This is a genomic window from Burkholderia sp. AU45251 (assembly GCF_030482905.1).
GTDB classification, from domain to species: domain Bacteria; phylum Pseudomonadota; class Gammaproteobacteria; order Burkholderiales; family Burkholderiaceae; genus Burkholderia; species Burkholderia aenigmatica.
The window spans coordinates 146,207-160,799 of the sequence record NZ_JAUJQH010000002.1 but is presented as its reverse complement, the minus strand read 5'-3'; the positions used below and the strand labels follow the sequence as shown (position 1 = coordinate 160,799).

The 14,593-nt window shown below is 65.8% G+C and carries 12 protein-coding genes and 1 pseudogene; 6 read left to right on the top strand and 7 right to left on the bottom strand.

Annotation, left to right across the window (positions count from 1 at the left end; all coding sequences use genetic code 11):
- Nucleotides 1-25: 25 nt before the first annotated feature.
- Entirely contained in the window at nt 26-436 is a 411-nt protein-coding gene (locus QZM67_RS07405; RefSeq protein ID WP_301801539.1) for a thioesterase family protein, read from the bottom strand.
- Nucleotides 437-871: 435 nt separating this feature from the next.
- On the opposite strand from QZM67_RS07405, the gene QZM67_RS07400 reads away from it, so the two are divergent.
- The gene (locus tag QZM67_RS07400; protein WP_175020772.1) at nt 872-1,204 is read left to right on the top strand and encodes a tRNA-binding protein; all 333 of its coding nucleotides are present in this window, start codon (nt 872-874) and stop codon (nt 1,202-1,204) included.
- 336 nt (nt 1,205-1,540) lie between these two features.
- On the opposite strand, the gene QZM67_RS07395 is transcribed toward QZM67_RS07400, so the two are convergent.
- Complete coding sequence (locus tag QZM67_RS07395; protein WP_301802172.1) at nt 1,541-2,029, bottom strand: ATP-binding protein; 489 nt, start codon at nt 2,027-2,029, stop codon at nt 1,541-1,543.
- Between the two features lie 185 nt (nt 2,030-2,214).
- Between QZM67_RS07395 and QZM67_RS07390 the strand changes: the two genes are divergently transcribed.
- Nucleotides 2,215-3,300 carry a PDZ domain-containing protein gene (locus tag QZM67_RS07390; protein WP_175020774.1) on the top strand — a complete coding sequence of 362 codons (1,086 nt, stop codon included), beginning with the start codon at nt 2,215-2,217 and terminating at the stop codon, nt 3,298-3,300.
- A 51-nt stretch (nt 3,301-3,351) separates the two neighbouring features.
- On the opposite strand, the gene QZM67_RS07385 is transcribed toward QZM67_RS07390, so the two are convergent.
- Nucleotides 3,352-4,053 (bottom strand): TetR/AcrR family transcriptional regulator, encoded by a 702-nt coding sequence (locus tag QZM67_RS07385; protein ID WP_301801538.1) that lies wholly within the window; start codon nt 4,051-4,053, stop codon nt 3,352-3,354.
- Between the two features lie 53 nt (nt 4,054-4,106).
- Between QZM67_RS07385 and shc the strand changes: the two genes are divergently transcribed.
- Entirely contained in the window at nt 4,107-6,143 is a 2,037-nt protein-coding gene (gene shc, locus QZM67_RS07380; RefSeq protein ID WP_301801537.1) for a squalene--hopene cyclase, read from the top strand.
- A gap of 109 nt (nt 6,144-6,252) precedes the next feature.
- Entirely contained in the window at nt 6,253-7,572 is a 1,320-nt protein-coding gene (locus QZM67_RS07375; protein ID WP_367620429.1) for a LysR substrate-binding domain-containing protein, read from the top strand.
- Here the strand turns inward: QZM67_RS07375 and QZM67_RS07370 are convergent.
- Complete coding sequence (locus QZM67_RS07370; RefSeq protein WP_057923989.1) at nt 7,565-7,879, bottom strand: NIPSNAP family protein; 315 nt, start codon at nt 7,877-7,879, stop codon at nt 7,565-7,567. The two genes, QZM67_RS07375 and QZM67_RS07370, sit on opposite strands and share 8 nt — an antisense overlap.
- A gap of 56 nt (nt 7,880-7,935) precedes the next feature.
- Nucleotides 7,936-9,099 (bottom strand): annotated as a pseudogene (locus QZM67_RS07365) (iron-containing alcohol dehydrogenase).
- A 229-nt stretch (nt 9,100-9,328) separates the two neighbouring features.
- On the opposite strand from QZM67_RS07365, the gene QZM67_RS07360 reads away from it, so the two are divergent.
- Nucleotides 9,329-10,642, top strand: a complete 1,314-nt coding sequence (locus QZM67_RS07360) for an MFS transporter (protein WP_301801536.1) — start codon at nt 9,329-9,331, stop codon at nt 10,640-10,642.
- Nucleotides 10,643-10,739: 97 nt separating this feature from the next.
- Here the strand turns inward: QZM67_RS07360 and QZM67_RS07355 are convergent, their stop codons facing one another.
- Nucleotides 10,740-11,759: an aldo/keto reductase gene (locus QZM67_RS07355; protein ID WP_175020792.1), complete on the bottom strand. Its 1,020-nt coding sequence runs from the start codon at nt 11,757-11,759 to the stop codon at nt 10,740-10,742.
- A 101-nt stretch (nt 11,760-11,860) separates the two neighbouring features.
- Between QZM67_RS07355 and QZM67_RS07350 the strand changes: the two genes are divergently transcribed.
- Nucleotides 11,861-12,772 (top strand): LysR family transcriptional regulator, encoded by a 912-nt coding sequence (locus tag QZM67_RS07350; protein ID WP_175020793.1) that lies wholly within the window; start codon nt 11,861-11,863, stop codon nt 12,770-12,772.
- A gap of 50 nt (nt 12,773-12,822) precedes the next feature.
- Here QZM67_RS07350 and QZM67_RS07345 read toward each other — a convergent pair whose 3' ends face one another.
- Nucleotides 12,823-14,406, bottom strand: coding sequence for an aldehyde dehydrogenase (NADP(+)) (locus QZM67_RS07345; RefSeq protein ID WP_175020794.1), 1,584 nt, complete (start codon nt 14,404-14,406; stop codon nt 12,823-12,825).
- Nucleotides 14,407-14,593 lie beyond the last annotated feature (187 nt).

The window sequence follows — 14,593 nt, the reverse complement described above, 5'->3', positions numbered from 1 at the left end:
CAGTCAGAAATCGGAGGTTGCGACGTCAATCGGATTGACACCCGATTGCCGAGCGCTCGACTATCGAACGTGCGTGACTGCCGCTTGCAACCGGGCCCGCTGCGTCGGCTACGACGACGTCAAACCAGTACAGTTCACCGTCGAACATCCGAAATGTTGCCGTTGCGAAAACCTCGGCTTGCGACGGCGTGAGAGCCAAATGCCTGAAGTGCATGACATTGCCAATCGAACACTGGTCGCCCCGAATATCCTCACGCATGGCCTCGACGCATGCTTCCTCCACCACGCCAACGAGGGCAGAGGTTGACAGCACCTCGGGATGAAATTCATCTGCGCGACGGCGGCCACGCTCAACCAGCCGCTGCTTCCCCAAGATCATCGATATCGCTGTACGTTTCGCCGGCATCGGATCGCGCGTCTCCCTGTTCGTCTGCATCCAGATAACGCAAGGGCCATGCCAGGCTGACGTTTTCCCCGAAAGCCGCACCGCCGGTGACTTGCGGCCCGCACAGCAGGCCGTCGTAATCAATCTGGACGTCAGTATTTTTAACGGTCGTCAGGGAAGATGCCTGACTGCTGTCGCATGGGATGTCTCCGTGCGGCCATGAGAACAATCCGCTGATCCGACGTCGCATCCCGACCGACAGAAGGGTCGCCCGCTGCGCCCGTCGTTTGCGCAGTGCGTCCGATTTTCAGTCGATGACGGACATGCGTGGCACAACGCCTGCGTTGACCTGCGCGACGCCGTGGCCGTCGCCCACCCGGCGATTCCGTGTGCTGGCTCAGAACGTTTGATGTAAAGTACGCGGCTCGGACGCGCCCTTTTCAATTGACGCGCGCGCCGGATTTCTCGAGAGAAGAAAACACACGTATGGAACAGATAAGTTGGGACGATTTTCAGAAGGTTGTCATGGTGGCCGGCACCATTACGCGCGCCGAACCTTTTCCTGAAGCTCGCAAGCCCGCTTATAAAATCTGGGTGGATTTCGGTCCATATGGGGAACGCAAGACGAGCGCGCAGATAACCTCCCTGTACACGCCGGAAGCGCTCGTCGGACGGCAGATTGTCGGAGTCCTTAACTTCCCTGAAAAACAAGTCGGGCCGATCAAGTCGCAATTTCTGCTGAGCGGATTTCACACGGACGACGGAGTCGTGATCACCACGCTCGAGCGACCGGTTCCCAACGGGTCCCGCCTGGCGTAACGGGCCCGACACGCTTTGAAGCAGCGCCGCGTTATCGATGCCCGCTACGCGAAAGCAGCGGGCCTTCCTGCATGGGAATCGGCCTCGTTGCTCCTCGCTGCCGACTGATTCACGCGTCTCGCACGTCGCGCCGTGCAACCCGTCCTCGATTAAAGGTGGTGCAACGACCGGTTGCATCCGCACCGGATAGAGGCCGGTCGCAAAGGGCTGCTGATCGACGCATCATGTGCGGCCGCTCCGGTCGCCCCTCGATGCAATGGTGCCGGCGGGAACCTGCACCATCGGCAGATCGGGCGTTTCAGACAGATAGGCGATGTTCGTCACGCTGCCGCACCGTTACGACGACAGCCTGACGGCACCGGCTTCGTCATACGCCACGATGTTCAACCCTTCCGTCGCTACCGGCGCGACGAAGTACCGCGTGATCCGGTCGAATTCGGCGTCCGACGCCTGGAACGGATGGTCGCCGCGCGCATTGCGTGCGCGCAGCCGCGCCTTGCAGACCGCCTCGCCGACGTCGAGGTAATGCAGTCGATGGTCGCAGCCGACCGCCTGCGAAATGGCGAGCCCCCAGGCGCGCGCGGCGACGGTATTGAACGGCACGTCGAGCACCACCGACACGCCGGCCTGCAGCACCGCGCGGGCATGATCGGCAATCACGTTGCCGACGCGCGTTGCGCACCGGACGTAGTCGTCGATCGACAGGATCTCGCCCGGATAGAGCTGCGCGAGCCACGCGTCTTCGCTGATCGAAACGACCGGCCCGGCACTGGCGAGCCGCGCGACGAGCGTCGATTTTCCGGACGCGATCTTGCCGCATACCATGTGGAGCAACACGGCATCGTTCGATGCCGTCGCGTGAAGTGACTTCCCTGTCTGCAGGTCCAGGCTCTCCATCGAATGCCCAGAAAGCAAAAACCCGCCTTCCGGGCGGGTTGTGACGACATCCATTCAGTCGATCGCTACCCCGCCGGCAACATGGCGGCGCAAATAATCGAACGGGTTTGCGAATGGATCATGCGCACCAGAATAACCAACTCCCCGATCGTGAGCAAGCGGGTGATAATCAAAGCACGTCAACCTGCGCGCTTAAAACTGATACGCTAGACGAAATAATAAACAAGGCGTTCCCGGGCACCCCCGTCCGCCGCCATTCAGATAACAAACAGAGAAAAGGGCATTCCGAAATGAAACGTGGTTTTGTATTTGCCGCCCTGCTGGCAATGTCGTCCTTGGCCGCACCAGCGGCACTGGCGCAGGAAAAGGCCGCGCCGCCTGTCTATACGTGGCTCTCCGAGCGTTTCCCCGAGAACGTTCGCTACGATTCCCCCATACTGACCATCAGCGATTCCGGGTTATCGGCGGATCAAGGCATCGTCAACGCGCAATTGACGCTGGTGCAGTCACCGCAAGGCAACGATTCCGTACTGGGGCTGGCCGTCGCCTTCCATACGACGGAGAAGCGCAATTTCAATACCGTGCGCGACTACGGGAAATTCGGCACCCACTACCGGCAGCCCAAGATCCCGGTCGCGATTCCGACGCTGAACGGCGGCGGCTACAGCGACACCGAGAACTGGCCGCCGGTGGCCGATGGCGGCAAGACCTGGCCCGTGAACGGGGGCGTCTTCATCATGCTGAACCGCATCGACCTGAAGCCCTACGACATCAGCGGGACCGACCTGGTGCTCAGCCTCTCGGACTACGATACGGCCGACAAGGCCTTCCGGATCCGGATTCCGGCCGCGTTTCTGTCGCGCTTTCTCGCCAGCATTCCGAATGACCGCCGGCTGGTGCCGGAGGCGATGTTGAACCGTCCGTCGGTCTTCGGCGTGCATTTTGTCGAATTGAGCGAACAGGAGCAGACGGGGCTGAAACTCCCCGGCAGCGCACTGCAGATCCTCGCTGTGCTGCCCGCCACGGTCGCCGATCGCGCCGGCCTGAAGAATTACGATGTGCTCCTGCGGTTCGGCGATCGCCCGCTGAAGCAGATGGACGACCTGAGAGACGCCGTGCTTGCGACACCCAAGGGCACAGTGGTGCCGCTGACGGTCTGGCGCGATGCCAGGGAGGTCAAGCTGCAGGCGCAGTTCTGAGATCGCCGCCGGATCGTGGCGCCAGGCCGGCCAGGCGCCACGACGCATGCGTCACGCGGCCCCGTCGCGCCCCTTCGGAAACACGCCACGGCTCATCGCATCGAGTTGCCGGCCGATCTCCGCGCGCAAGTCGGCCGATACCTCGATGCTGTCGAGCAATTGCGAAATCCACAGCCCGTCGGCGGCGAGCCGGCAGATCATCAGCGTCGCGGCCTGCTCGAGCGGCACGGGATCGGGGCGCGTCCATTCCCGCATCGGCACCGACCATCGCTCGCGCGTGTCCTGGTCGGTAATCATCGACGCGACCAGCACGCGTAGCACATCGGTACTCGCGGCCGGATGCGACTCGTCGAGCACCGCGTGCATGTAGGCCCGCGCCGCCGCACCGGCGCCGCCGGCATCCGACGCCACCCGCGCGGCCATGTGCGCGGCGAACCGCTCGGTCGCCTGACCGAACAGCGCATCCAGCAGCCCCTGCTTGTTCGCGAAGTGATACTGCAGCGCGCCTTTCGTCACGCCGGCACGCTCGGCCACCGCATCGAGCGTCAACGCGGCCACGCCGTGATGGGTCGCGATTTCCGATGCGGCCGCCAGCAACTGCGCGCGCACCTGGTCCGGCGCTTTTTTTCGCCGCACGCCGACGCCGGCGGCAGCCGACGCCGATGATACGGCAGATGCCCGTGCGCCGGCCTTTCCAGCCGGTTCGACGGGCGCGGACACGTCGTGCGGCGCGGGTTCGAGGCGTTTTTTCATGATGCGGATGGTAGCACCCGGGCGTCTCCATATAAACATTCCAGCTGGATGGTATGATCCGCCGCATGAATAAACCCGCCCCTTCCCCCTGGTCCGCGCTCGACACCGCCATCGCCCGTGGACGCGACGCCCTCGTGCGTCTCCAGCAACCCGACGGCAGCTGGTGTTTCGAACTCGAATCCGACGCGACGATCACCGCGGAATACATCCTGATGATGCATTTCATGGACAAGATCGACGATCTGCGCCAGGAGAAGATGGCGCGCTACCTGCGCGCGAACCAGCGGCTCGACACGCACGGCGGCTGGGCGCTGTACGTCGACGGCGATCCGGACGTGTCGTGCAGCGTGAAGGCGTACTTCGCGCTGAAGGCGGCCGGCGACAGCGAACACGCGCCGCACATGATCCGCGCGCGCGACGCGATCCTGACGCTCGGCGGCGCAGCGCGCGCGAACGTGTTCACGCGCATCCTGCTCGCGACCTTCGGCCAGGTGCCGTGGCGCGCGACGCCGTTCATGCCGGTCGAGTTCGTGCTGTTCCCGAAGTGGGTGCCGATCTCGATGTACAAGGTCGCGTACTGGGCGCGCACGACGATGGTGCCGCTGCTCGTGCTGTGTTCGCTGAAGGCACGCGCACGCAATCCACGCAACATCTCGATCCGCGAGCTGTTCGTCACGCCGCCGGACGAAGAGCGCGAGTACTTCCCCCCCGCCCGCGGCATGCGCAAGCTGTTCCTCGCGCTCGACCGCACGGTGCGCCATATCGAGCCGCTGATGCCGAAGGGCCTGCGGCAGCGCGCGATCCGTCATGCGGAAGCGTGGTGCGCGGAACGCATGAACGGCGAGGACGGGCTCGGCGGCATCTTCCCGCCGATCGTGTACAGCTACCAGATGATGCAGGTGCTCGGCTACCCGGACGATCATCCGCTGCGGCGCGATTGCGAGAATGCGCTGGAAAAGCTGCTGGTCACGCGGCCGGACGGCAGCATGTACTGCCAGCCGTGCCTGTCGCCGGTATGGGATACCGCGTGGAGCACGATGGCGCTCGAGCAGGCGCGCGGCGTCGCGGCACCGGAAACCGGCGACGCGGCCGGCGCACAGCGCGAACTCGATGAGCGCATCGCACGTGCATACGACTGGCTGGCCGTGCGCCAGGTGAACGACCTGCGCGGCGACTGGATCGAGAACGCGCCGGCCGACGTCGAACCGGGCGGGTGGGCGTTCCAGTACGCGAACCCGTACTACCCCGACATCGACGACACCGCGGTCGTCACCGCGATGCTCGATCGCCGCGGCCGCACGCATCGCAACGCGGACGGCACGCACCCGTATGCACCGCGCGTCGCACGCGCACTCGACTGGATGCGCGGGCTGCAATCGCGCAACGGCGGCTTCGCGGCGTTCGATGCCGACTGCGACCGCCTGTACCTGAACGCGATCCCGTTCGCCGATCACGGCGCGCTGCTCGATCCGCCGACCGAGGACGTGTCGGGCCGCGTGCTGCTGTGTTTCGGCGTGACGAAACGCGCGGAAGAACGCGCGTCGCTCGCGCGCTGCATCGACTACGTGAAGCGCACGCAGCAGCCCGACGGCAGTTGGTGGGGCCGCTGGGGCACGAACTACATCTACGGCACGTGGAGCGTGCTGGCCGGCCTCGCGCTCGCCGGCGAGGACAAGTCGCAGCCGTATATCGCCCGCGCGATCGAGTGGTTGCGCTCGCGACAGCATGCGGACGGCGGCTGGGGCGAGACGAACGACAGCTATATCGACCCGAAGCTGGGCGGCACCAATGGTGGCGAAAGCACGTCGAATTTCACCGCTTGGGCGCTGCTCGCCCAGATGGCGTTCGGCGATGGCGAATCCGACTCGGTGAAGCGCGGCATCGCGTATCTGCAGTCCGTACAGCAGGAAGACGGCTTCTGGTGGCATCGTTCGCACAACGCGCCCGGCTTCCCGCGCATCTTCTACCTGAAGTATCACGGCTATACCGCGTACTTCCCGCTGTGGGCGCTCGCGCGCTATCGGCGGCTGGCGGGTGCGGCGGCTACCGCCCCCGCAGCAGTGAAAGCAACCGACACGGCAGTCGCTTGACCGACCGCGCGCCGCGGTGCCCGATGGCACCCGGCGCGGTCGTTACAGGCCCCCCTCCCCGCCGAATCACTCGGCCCCCTTCCCCCGCATCCGAGCGACGACCAGGCGTATGCGGACCTCGTCACCGGGCGTGCCGATGGATGCGGTGCAAAGCCCGCTCGGGTTCCTGTCGACGCCGCGCGGCAAGGGCTTCTCGTTCGCGGGCGGCGTGGTGTACGACCCGAAGGTCATGGGCAACGGCGATGCGGCCGGCGTGCGCAAGGCCGACGGCGACCTGCGCGACACACTCAATCGCGCGATCGCGCAGATCCGCGGCGACGGCACCGACAACACGAGCCAGTCGAAGTATTTCGATTTCGACATGTACGGGAATGGACGGCGAATGCGGGGCGTCCGACAGCCGGAAGGCCCGCGTTGCCTTAGCGATCCTCAGGATCATTCGAGAACCGGACGGGCTATAATGCGCGCTTTCGGTTTGGTCGTTGTCATGAAGCCGCTGGCCGTTCCCTCTCTCGCGAACATCGCATCGCGTCTTCGCCTCAAGCAGCTGAAACTGCTGATCGCGCTCGAAAACCACGGTTCGCTGCACAAGGCCGCCGAAGAAATCGCGATCTCGCAACCCGGCGCCACCAAGGTGCTGCGCGAAATCGAAGACATCCTCGGCATGCCGCTGTTCGAGCGGCAACCGAAAGGCCTCGTCGCCAACGACCTCGGCCGCTGCGTCACGCGCTATGCGCGCCTCATCTACAGCGACCTCGAACACCTGCATACCGAAGTGCTTGCGATCACGCAGGGGCATGGCGGCCATCTGGCCGTCGGCGTGATCATGGGCGCGGTGCCGCTGCTGACGCGCGCGCTCACCGACCTGCGCCGCCGCCAGCCGCACCTGTCGGTCGAGCTCGTCGAAGGCACCAGCGCGAGCCTGCTCGCGCTGATCGACGACGGCCGCATCGATCTCGCGATCTGCCGCAACGGCAACAGCCGCCGCCCGGAAGCGTACGACTACGTGCCGCTCAAGGCCGAACCGCTCGCGGTCGTGACCGCCCGCACGCATGCGCTGGCCGCACGCGACGCGCTGACGCTGCGCGATCTCGCCGACGCGGAATGGGTCGCGTATCCGGTCAACACGCCGATGCGGCTCGCGCTCGAACGCGCACTCGCGGATGCCGGCATCGAGGTGCCGCGCTATCCGATCGAAACGGCGTCGACCTTCGCGACGTTGACGCTGTTGCAGGCCAACCCGGAACTCGTCGCGGTGATTCCGCGCGAAGTCGCCGAGTTCGGCGAACGCTTCGGCCTCGTTACATGCCTGCCGGTCGCGATCGCCGCGCTCGACGAGCCGTTCGGCGTGGTGGCCCGCACCTTCGCGCACCTGACGCCAGGTGCGCGCATGCTCGTCGAGACGCTACAGGATCACTCGCTTACTTGATCGGCGAGAACGCTGCCGGACGCAGCAGCTTCGATTCCATCTTCTCGAGCATCGGGAACGCCTTCGGCACGAACTTCTCGAGCCAGTCCGGATCTTCGTACAGCGCGGTACGTCGCTTGATGCGATCGTCGAGGCTTTCGTATGCCCAGATATGGACGACCTGGTTCAGCTCGCCGATTTCCGTGTACCACCAGCCGACCAGCGTCGCATAGCGGGAAATCACCGGCAGGCCTTCCTTCTCGAAGTGCCGCAGGTACTCGTTCATCTTGCCGATCTGGACCGTGTAGGTCCGCATTTCGTAATACATGACTGCTCCTGGTTGAATCGAATCGGGGAATTCGGGGAATGGCGGGGGCCGCGCGCTCAGATCTCGCCGGCGTACGCGGCGCGGATGATCGCCTCGACGTCGCGCGCGGTGGTCAGGCGCGGATTGACGAGCACGTTGCCGCTGCGCATCGAGTCGGCGATCATCTGCGGCAGCTGCGCGAGATCGACGCCGAGTTCGCGGATGTTCGACGGGATCGCCAGTGCGCGATTCAGTTCGACGATCTGCTCGACCAGCCCGCGTGCGGCCGTTTCCGCATCGAGGCCCGTCACGTCTCCGCCAAGCGCTTCCGCGATGTCGCGGTACAGCGCCGGGCATGCCGGACGGTTGAAGTCGATCACGTACGGCAAGAGCGCCGCGTTCGCGATGCCGTGCGCGATGTTGAACACGCCGCCCATCGTGTGCGAGATCGCGTGCACGTTGCCGAGCTTCGACTGCGAGAACGCGACGCCGGCGAGGAACGAGCCGAGCAGCATGTCTTCACGCGCCGCGAGATCGGAGCCGACGTAGAACGCGGCGCGCAGGCTGCGCCCGATCAAGCGGATCGCGCCGAGCGCGAGCGACTGGCTCACGGGGTTCGCCTGCTTCGACACGTACGACTCGATCGCATGGGTCAGTGCGTCCATGCCGGTGGCCGCGGTGATCGGCGCGGGCAGCTTCAGCGTGAGTTCCGCATCGAGGATCGCGAGCTTCGGGAAAATCTTGTGACTCACGATCACGGTCTTGAACAGCGTTTCCTTGTTCGTGAACACCGTCGATGCCGTGCATTCGCTGCCGGTGCCCGACGTGGTCGGGATCGCGAAGATCGGCAGCGGCTCGACCGGAATCTTGTTGTAGCCCTCGTAGTCGAGGATCGTGCCGCCGTTGGTCGCCATCGCGGCCACGCCCTTCGCGGTGTCGATGCTGCTGCCGCCGCCGACGCCGATCACGGCGGTGCAACGGTGCTACTTCAGGAACGTCAGCGCGCTGTCGAGCACGGCCGTGCTCGGGTTCGCCTCGACGCCCGAGAAGATCTCGTACGCGACGTCCGCGTCGCGCAGCGACGCGAAGAACCCTTCGAGCACGCCGCTCTTGATCAGACCTTCGTCGGTCACGACCAGCAGCTTGCCGCTGAACAGCGGCTTCAGCAGTTCGCCGGCCTGGCGCGCGAGGCCGTTGCCGAATTTCAGCGTGGTGGGAAAGAAGTATTGGAATGGGCTCATGGTGCTTTCTCCGTGTGAAGTCTCCGCACCAAACACTACAAGCGGCCGTGCGCCGCCGGTAATGAAAAAACCGGATCGCCCGATAACGCCTGCTTATTCCCCCTGCGCGTCGCACCGTTTGGTTATCACGCGATCACGAAGCGTCATTAGGCAAGACGCGACCGTGCCCCTACAGTCGCTGCACGGGACGATGCCATCGCCCCCCGCAACCATAACGACGGAGACACCCATGCCCCCCTCGAATTCCCCTGCCGTCCCGGCATCGCCGGCTTCGCTCGATGCGACCGCGCGACCGACCAGCGTCCGCTGGCGCATCTTCCTGATCATGCTGCTGCTGGTCGCGATCAACTACATCGACCGCGCGTCGCTGTCGGTCGCGATGCCGCTGATCGCGCCGGAATTCAACATGTCGCCGGCGCTCGAAGGCCTGATGCTGAGCGCGTTTTTCTGGTCGTATGCGCTGATGCAGATTCCGGTCGGCGTGATGCTCGACCGCTATCACACGCGCGGCATCATCGCGACCGCGACGCTCGCATGGGGCGCGTTCCAGGCGCTCGGCGCGGCATCGCACAGCTGGTTCCTGCTGATGCTGACGCGCATGGGCCTCGGCTTCTCCGAATCGCCGGTGTTCCCGGCCGGCGCGAAGCTGATCGGTTCGTGGCTGACGCCGCATGAACGCGGCCGCGGCGCGGTGCTCGTCGACGGCGGCGCGCCGCTCGGCAGCGCGCTCGGCGCGATCCTGATCTCGGGGCTGATCGCGTGGTTCGGGTCGTGGCGCATCGCGTTCGTGATCGCGGGTGTCGGCACGATGCTGGTGGGCGTGCTCGTGTGGCGCTATATCCGCAACCATCCGTCCGAGCATCCGGGCGTCAACGCGGCGGAGCTCGAGCACATCACGCGCGCGAATCCGCCGGCGAAAGCCTCGGCCGAACGCGTGCCGCTGCGCGAACTCGTGAAGGACCGTTCGGTGCTCGCGATGTTCGCCGGCTACAGCTGCATCCTCGCGGTGTTCTACGGGCTGCTCACGTGGATGCCGAGCTACCTGCACAAGACCTACGGCTTCAACATCGCGACGACGGGCGGCGCGACCTTCATCATCTTCATGTCGGGCTTCGTCGGCGAACTGATCGGCGGCACCATCGGCGATCGCTGGAAAGCATCGGGCGCGTCGCCGAACCTCGTGATGCGCACGATGTTCAGCGGTTCGTCGCTGATCGCGGCCGCGTGCATCCTCGCGGCGGCCTATATCGCGAACGCGAATGCGGTCGTGCTGCTGCTGAGCATCGCGATGTTCTTCATCCGTTTCTGCGGGATGTACTGGAGCCTGCCGGCGATCGTCGGCGGCCCCGAGCGCGCCGGCGTGCTCGGCGGCACGATGAACTTCTGCGGCAGCATGGTCGGCGTCGTGGTGCCGATCCTGATCGGTCTGATCGTGCAGTGGTCGGGCTCGTACTTCCTCGCGCTGCTGTTCTTCGTCGTGATGGCCGTGCTGATCGCGGTGTTCTCCAGCATGATCGACTACCGGCCGCGCGCACACGGCTGACCGCCACGCGATCGCTCTTCCCCTTCACCGAAACGACGAGGCCCGCGCAAGCGGGCCTCGTCACATCGGCAGCGGTGTGCACCCCGCGTTCAGCCGCTCAACGATCGATCGGCAACGGCGCATCGGCCGCGACGAGCCGCTGCTCGCGCATCTCGCGCCAGAAATCGGCCGGAATATCGAACGTCAATGCCGCCGAATCTTCCGCGATCCGTTCCGGACGGCTCGCGCCCGGAATCACCGCGGCCGTCGCCGGATGCGCGAGCACGAACTGCAGCGCGGCGGCCTTGACCGGCACGTCGTAGCGCACCGCGATCGCGCGGATGCGCTCGACCTTCGCGACGATCTCGGGCGGCGCCTTCTGATATTCGAAGTGTGCGCCGCCAACGAGCACGCCCGAGCTGTACGGGCCGCCGACGACGATCCCGACGTTGCGTGCCGCAGCGGCCGGCATCACGCGTTGCAGCGCGCGCTCGTGATCGAGCAGCGTATAGCGGCCGGCCAGCAGCATGCCGTCCGGTTGCGGTTCGGCGAGGTCGAGCACCAGCTCGATCGGCTCGACGCGGTTCACGCCAAGGCCCCATGCGCCGATCACGCCTTCTTCGCGCAGCTTGCTCAACACGCGGAACGCGCCCTTGCGCGCAACCTCGAACTGCGCGAGCCATTCGTCGCCGTAGATGTCCTGCGCGATGTCGTGCACCCAGACGATGTCGAGACGATCGGTGCGCAGGCGCTTCAGGCTGTCCTCGATCGAGCGCAGCGTCGCGTCGGCCGAGTAGTCGCTCACCAGCCGGTTCGCACGGCCGTGCGCGAAGATGCCGCTCTTTTCGCCATAGTCGCGTGTCTTCGCGTCTTCCATCTCGTCGAGCACGATCCGGCCGACCTTCGTGCTGATGAAGTAGTCGTCGCGGCGATGGCCGGCGAGCGCGTCGCCGAGGCGCGATTCGGCCAGGCCCGCGCCGTACGACGGCGCGGTGTCGAAGTAGCGGATGCCGCGCGCCCACGCGGCTTCGACCGTCGCGATCGCTTCTTCATGGGGAATGTCGCGGAACATGTTGCCGAGCGGCGCCGCGCCGAAACCGAGCCGGTTGTCGGCCGGCAGCGTGTCTTTGAGACTCATGTGTTTCTCCGGGTTTGACAGGAAAGTGAACCCAGTCTAGGTTGCACGAATAAGTCTGTCCAAGACATAATTCGTCAAACTTGAGTCTCGTAAGGTCTTATATGCTCGACATCCGCCAGCTTCAGTATTTCATCGCGGTTGCGGAAGAGGAACACGTCGGCCGCGCGGCCGAACGCCTGCACATCTCGCAATCGCCGCTCAGCCGCCAGATCGCGCAACTCGAGGAAAAGCTCGGCCTGACGCTGTTCGAACGCAGCCAACAGCGCATTCGTCTGACGCGTGACGGGCGCACGTTCCTCAGCGAAACGCACGCCTTCCTGCGCCATGCGAACCGGCTCGAATCGCTCGCGCGCCGGCTTGGCCGCGGCGACGAAGGCGGCCTGTGCATCGGCTACCTCGAAACGGCCACGCACTCGGGCGTGCTGCCGCGCGCGCTGAAGACGCTGCGCGCCGAGCGCTCGTCCGTGCACATCGCACTGTACAACTATCAATCCGCCGCGCAGCTCGAAGGCTTGCGCGAGCGCAGCCTCGACATTGCACTCGTCACCGAGCCGCCCGCGCCGGACGATCCGGAACTCGATTCGATGATGGTGCTGAACGATCCGATGCTGCTCGCGATGCCCGACGGGCACCCGCTCGCGAAGAAGAAGACGCTCGTCGCCGACGATCTCGCCGCACAGGCATGGATCGGCGTCACGCAGCAGGAAAGCGCGCCGCGTCACGGCGCGTTCGTCGCGGCCTGCGCGAAGGCAGGTTTCTCGCCGAACATTCCGGTGGAAGCGTCCGAGCCGCTCGCGGCGCTCGGCCTCGTTGCCGCCGGGCTCGGCGTGACGATGATCCAGCAGAGCCTGCGGCACCAGGTGCCGGAAGGCGTCGTGCTGCGCGAACTGCCGTGGTTCAGCTACCGCACGCCGCTGTGGGCCGCGTGGCACAAGGTCAACCTGCGGCCGCTGGTCGGCATCTTCCGCGAGATCCTGACCGGCGAGGAGGTCGTCGCGGCGGTCGGCAAGTAAGCCCTTGAAATGCGGGGCGCCTGGCGCCCCGCTTGCATGACGCTCGCTTGTTACTTCGCGAGCGTCACCGTCCCGTCGAGCAGGCGGTTGAGCGCCCACGGATTGCTCGTACGCAGCGCTTCGGGCAGCAGCGCATCCGGCATGTCCTGATAGCTGACCGGGCGCAGGAAACGGCGGATCGCGAGACTGCCGACCGACGTCGAACGGCCGTCCGCCGTCGACGGATACGGACCGCCGTGCACCATCGCATGCGCGACTTCGACGCCAGTACCGAAGCCGTTGACCAGCACGCGGCCCGCGCGCCGCTCCAGCGCCGGCATGAACGTCCGCACGTCCGCATAATCGGCTTCGTCGATCTGGATCGCCGTCGTCAGCTGCCCCTCCAGCGACTCGATCAGCGCGTGCATCGTCTTCAGGTCCGGACAGCGGACGATCAGCGACGCCGCACCGAAAATCTCCTCGTGCAGCGCCTTCGTTTCACGGAACGCATCGGCGCTCGTCGAAAACAGTGCACCCTGCCCCTGGTTCGCGCCGGTCGGCGCATTCGCGCGTGCGACGGTCTGCACCTGCGGATGCTGCGCGAACGCGGCGACCGCGCGCTCGAACGCCTGGTGAATGCCGGGCGTGAGCATCGTCGCGGCCGGCGCCTGCGCGAGCCGCTCCGCGGCCGCCGCGATGAAGCGATCGAGCGCCGGCCCGTCCACTGCGAAGATCAGCCCCGGGTTCGTGCAGAACTGCCCGGCGCCGAGCGTCAGCGACTGCACGAACGCCTGCGCGATCGCATCGCCGCGCTGGGCCAGCGCATGCGGGAACAGCAGCACCGGATTGATGCTGCTCATCTCCGCATAGACGGGGATCGGTTCGGGCCGCGCGTTCGCGATCGCGATCAGATCCGTGCCCGCGTGGCGCGAGCCGGTGAAGCCGACCGCCTTGACGCGGCGGTCGCGCACGAGCCCCTGGCCGATTTCGCGGCCGCTGCCGAACAGCAGCGAGAACGTGCCCTCCGGCATCCCGCAATCCTTCACGGCCTGCTGCACGGCCATCCCGACGAGTTCCGACGTGCCGGGGTGCGCGGAGTGCGCCTTCACGATCACCGGGCAGCCGGCCGCCAGCGCCGATGCGGTATCGCCGCCCGCGACCGAGAACGCGAGCGGGAAATTGCTCGCGCCGAATACCGCGACCGGGCCGATGCCGATATGGCGCAGACGCAGGTCGGGACGCGGCGCCGGCAGACGTTCCGGCTGCGCCGGATCGATGCGCACCTCGAGGTAGTCGCCCGCGCGCACCACGCCGGCAAACATCCGTAACTGGCCGACCGTGCGGCCGCGCTCGCCTTCGACGCGCGCCCGCGGCAGGCCCGATTCGGCGACGCAGCGCTCGACGAGTGCATCGCCGAGCGCGAGGATGTTGGCCGCGATCGCTTCGAGAAACTGCGCGCGCGCTTCCGGCGACGTCTCGCGATACGCGTCGAAGGCCGCCCAGGCCAGCGCGCACGCTTCGTCGAGATCGACGACGGTCGCGCCGCCGAAGGCCGGTTCCATGCGTTCGCCGCTCGCCGCGTCGATCGCGTACGTGACGCCGTTGGTGCCGCGCCGTGCGTGCTGACCGATCAGCAAGTTGCCTGCGATGTTCATTTCCGTTTCCTGTGTGGGTCAATCGACTGCGCACGCGATATTCCGGCATGCGTATGAATGCGTTGGCGACGACACGAATGCGACGTCGACACGAATGACCACGATGGTTTCAAAACCGCCCGGCCTGCGTCAATACTTCGCGCATGACAGCTTTTCATAGCGCTATGAGTCGCTCTCAATACCGGAT

Bases quoted from the DNA above. Each gene is read 5' to 3' on its own strand.
- QZM67_RS07360 (WP_301801536.1), top strand. From the start codon at position 9,329: ATGCCCCCCTCGAATTCCCCTGCCGTCCCGGCATCGCCGGCTTCGCTC.
- QZM67_RS07345 (WP_175020794.1), bottom strand. From the start codon at position 14,406: ATGAACATCGCAGGCAACTTGCTGATCGGTCAGCACGCACGGCGCGGC.
- shc (WP_301801537.1), top strand. From the start codon at position 4,107: ATGATCCGCCGCATGAATAAACCCGCCCCTTCCCCCTGGTCCGCGCTC.
- QZM67_RS07400 (WP_175020772.1), top strand. From the start codon at position 872: ATGGAACAGATAAGTTGGGACGATTTTCAGAAGGTTGTCATGGTGGCC.
- QZM67_RS07350 (WP_175020793.1), top strand. From the start codon at position 11,861: ATGCTCGACATCCGCCAGCTTCAGTATTTCATCGCGGTTGCGGAAGAG.
- QZM67_RS07395 (WP_301802172.1), bottom strand. From the start codon at position 2,029: ATGGTATGCGGCAAGATCGCGTCCGGAAAATCGACGCTCGTCGCGCGG.
- QZM67_RS07405 (WP_301801539.1), bottom strand. From the start codon at position 436: ATGCAGACGAACAGGGAGACGCGCGATCCGATGCCGGCGAAACGTACA.
- QZM67_RS07370 (WP_057923989.1), bottom strand. From the start codon at position 7,879: ATGTATTACGAAATGCGGACCTACACGGTCCAGATCGGCAAGATGAAC.
- QZM67_RS07390 (WP_175020774.1), top strand. From the start codon at position 2,215: ATGGATCATGCGCACCAGAATAACCAACTCCCCGATCGTGAGCAAGCG.
- QZM67_RS07355 (WP_175020792.1), bottom strand. From the start codon at position 11,759: ATGAGTCTCAAAGACACGCTGCCGGCCGACAACCGGCTCGGTTTCGGC.
- QZM67_RS07385 (WP_301801538.1), bottom strand. From the start codon at position 4,053: ATGAAAAAACGCCTCGAACCCGCGCCGCACGACGTGTCCGCGCCCGTC.
- QZM67_RS07375 (WP_367620429.1), top strand. From the start codon at position 6,253: ATGCGGACCTCGTCACCGGGCGTGCCGATGGATGCGGTGCAAAGCCCG.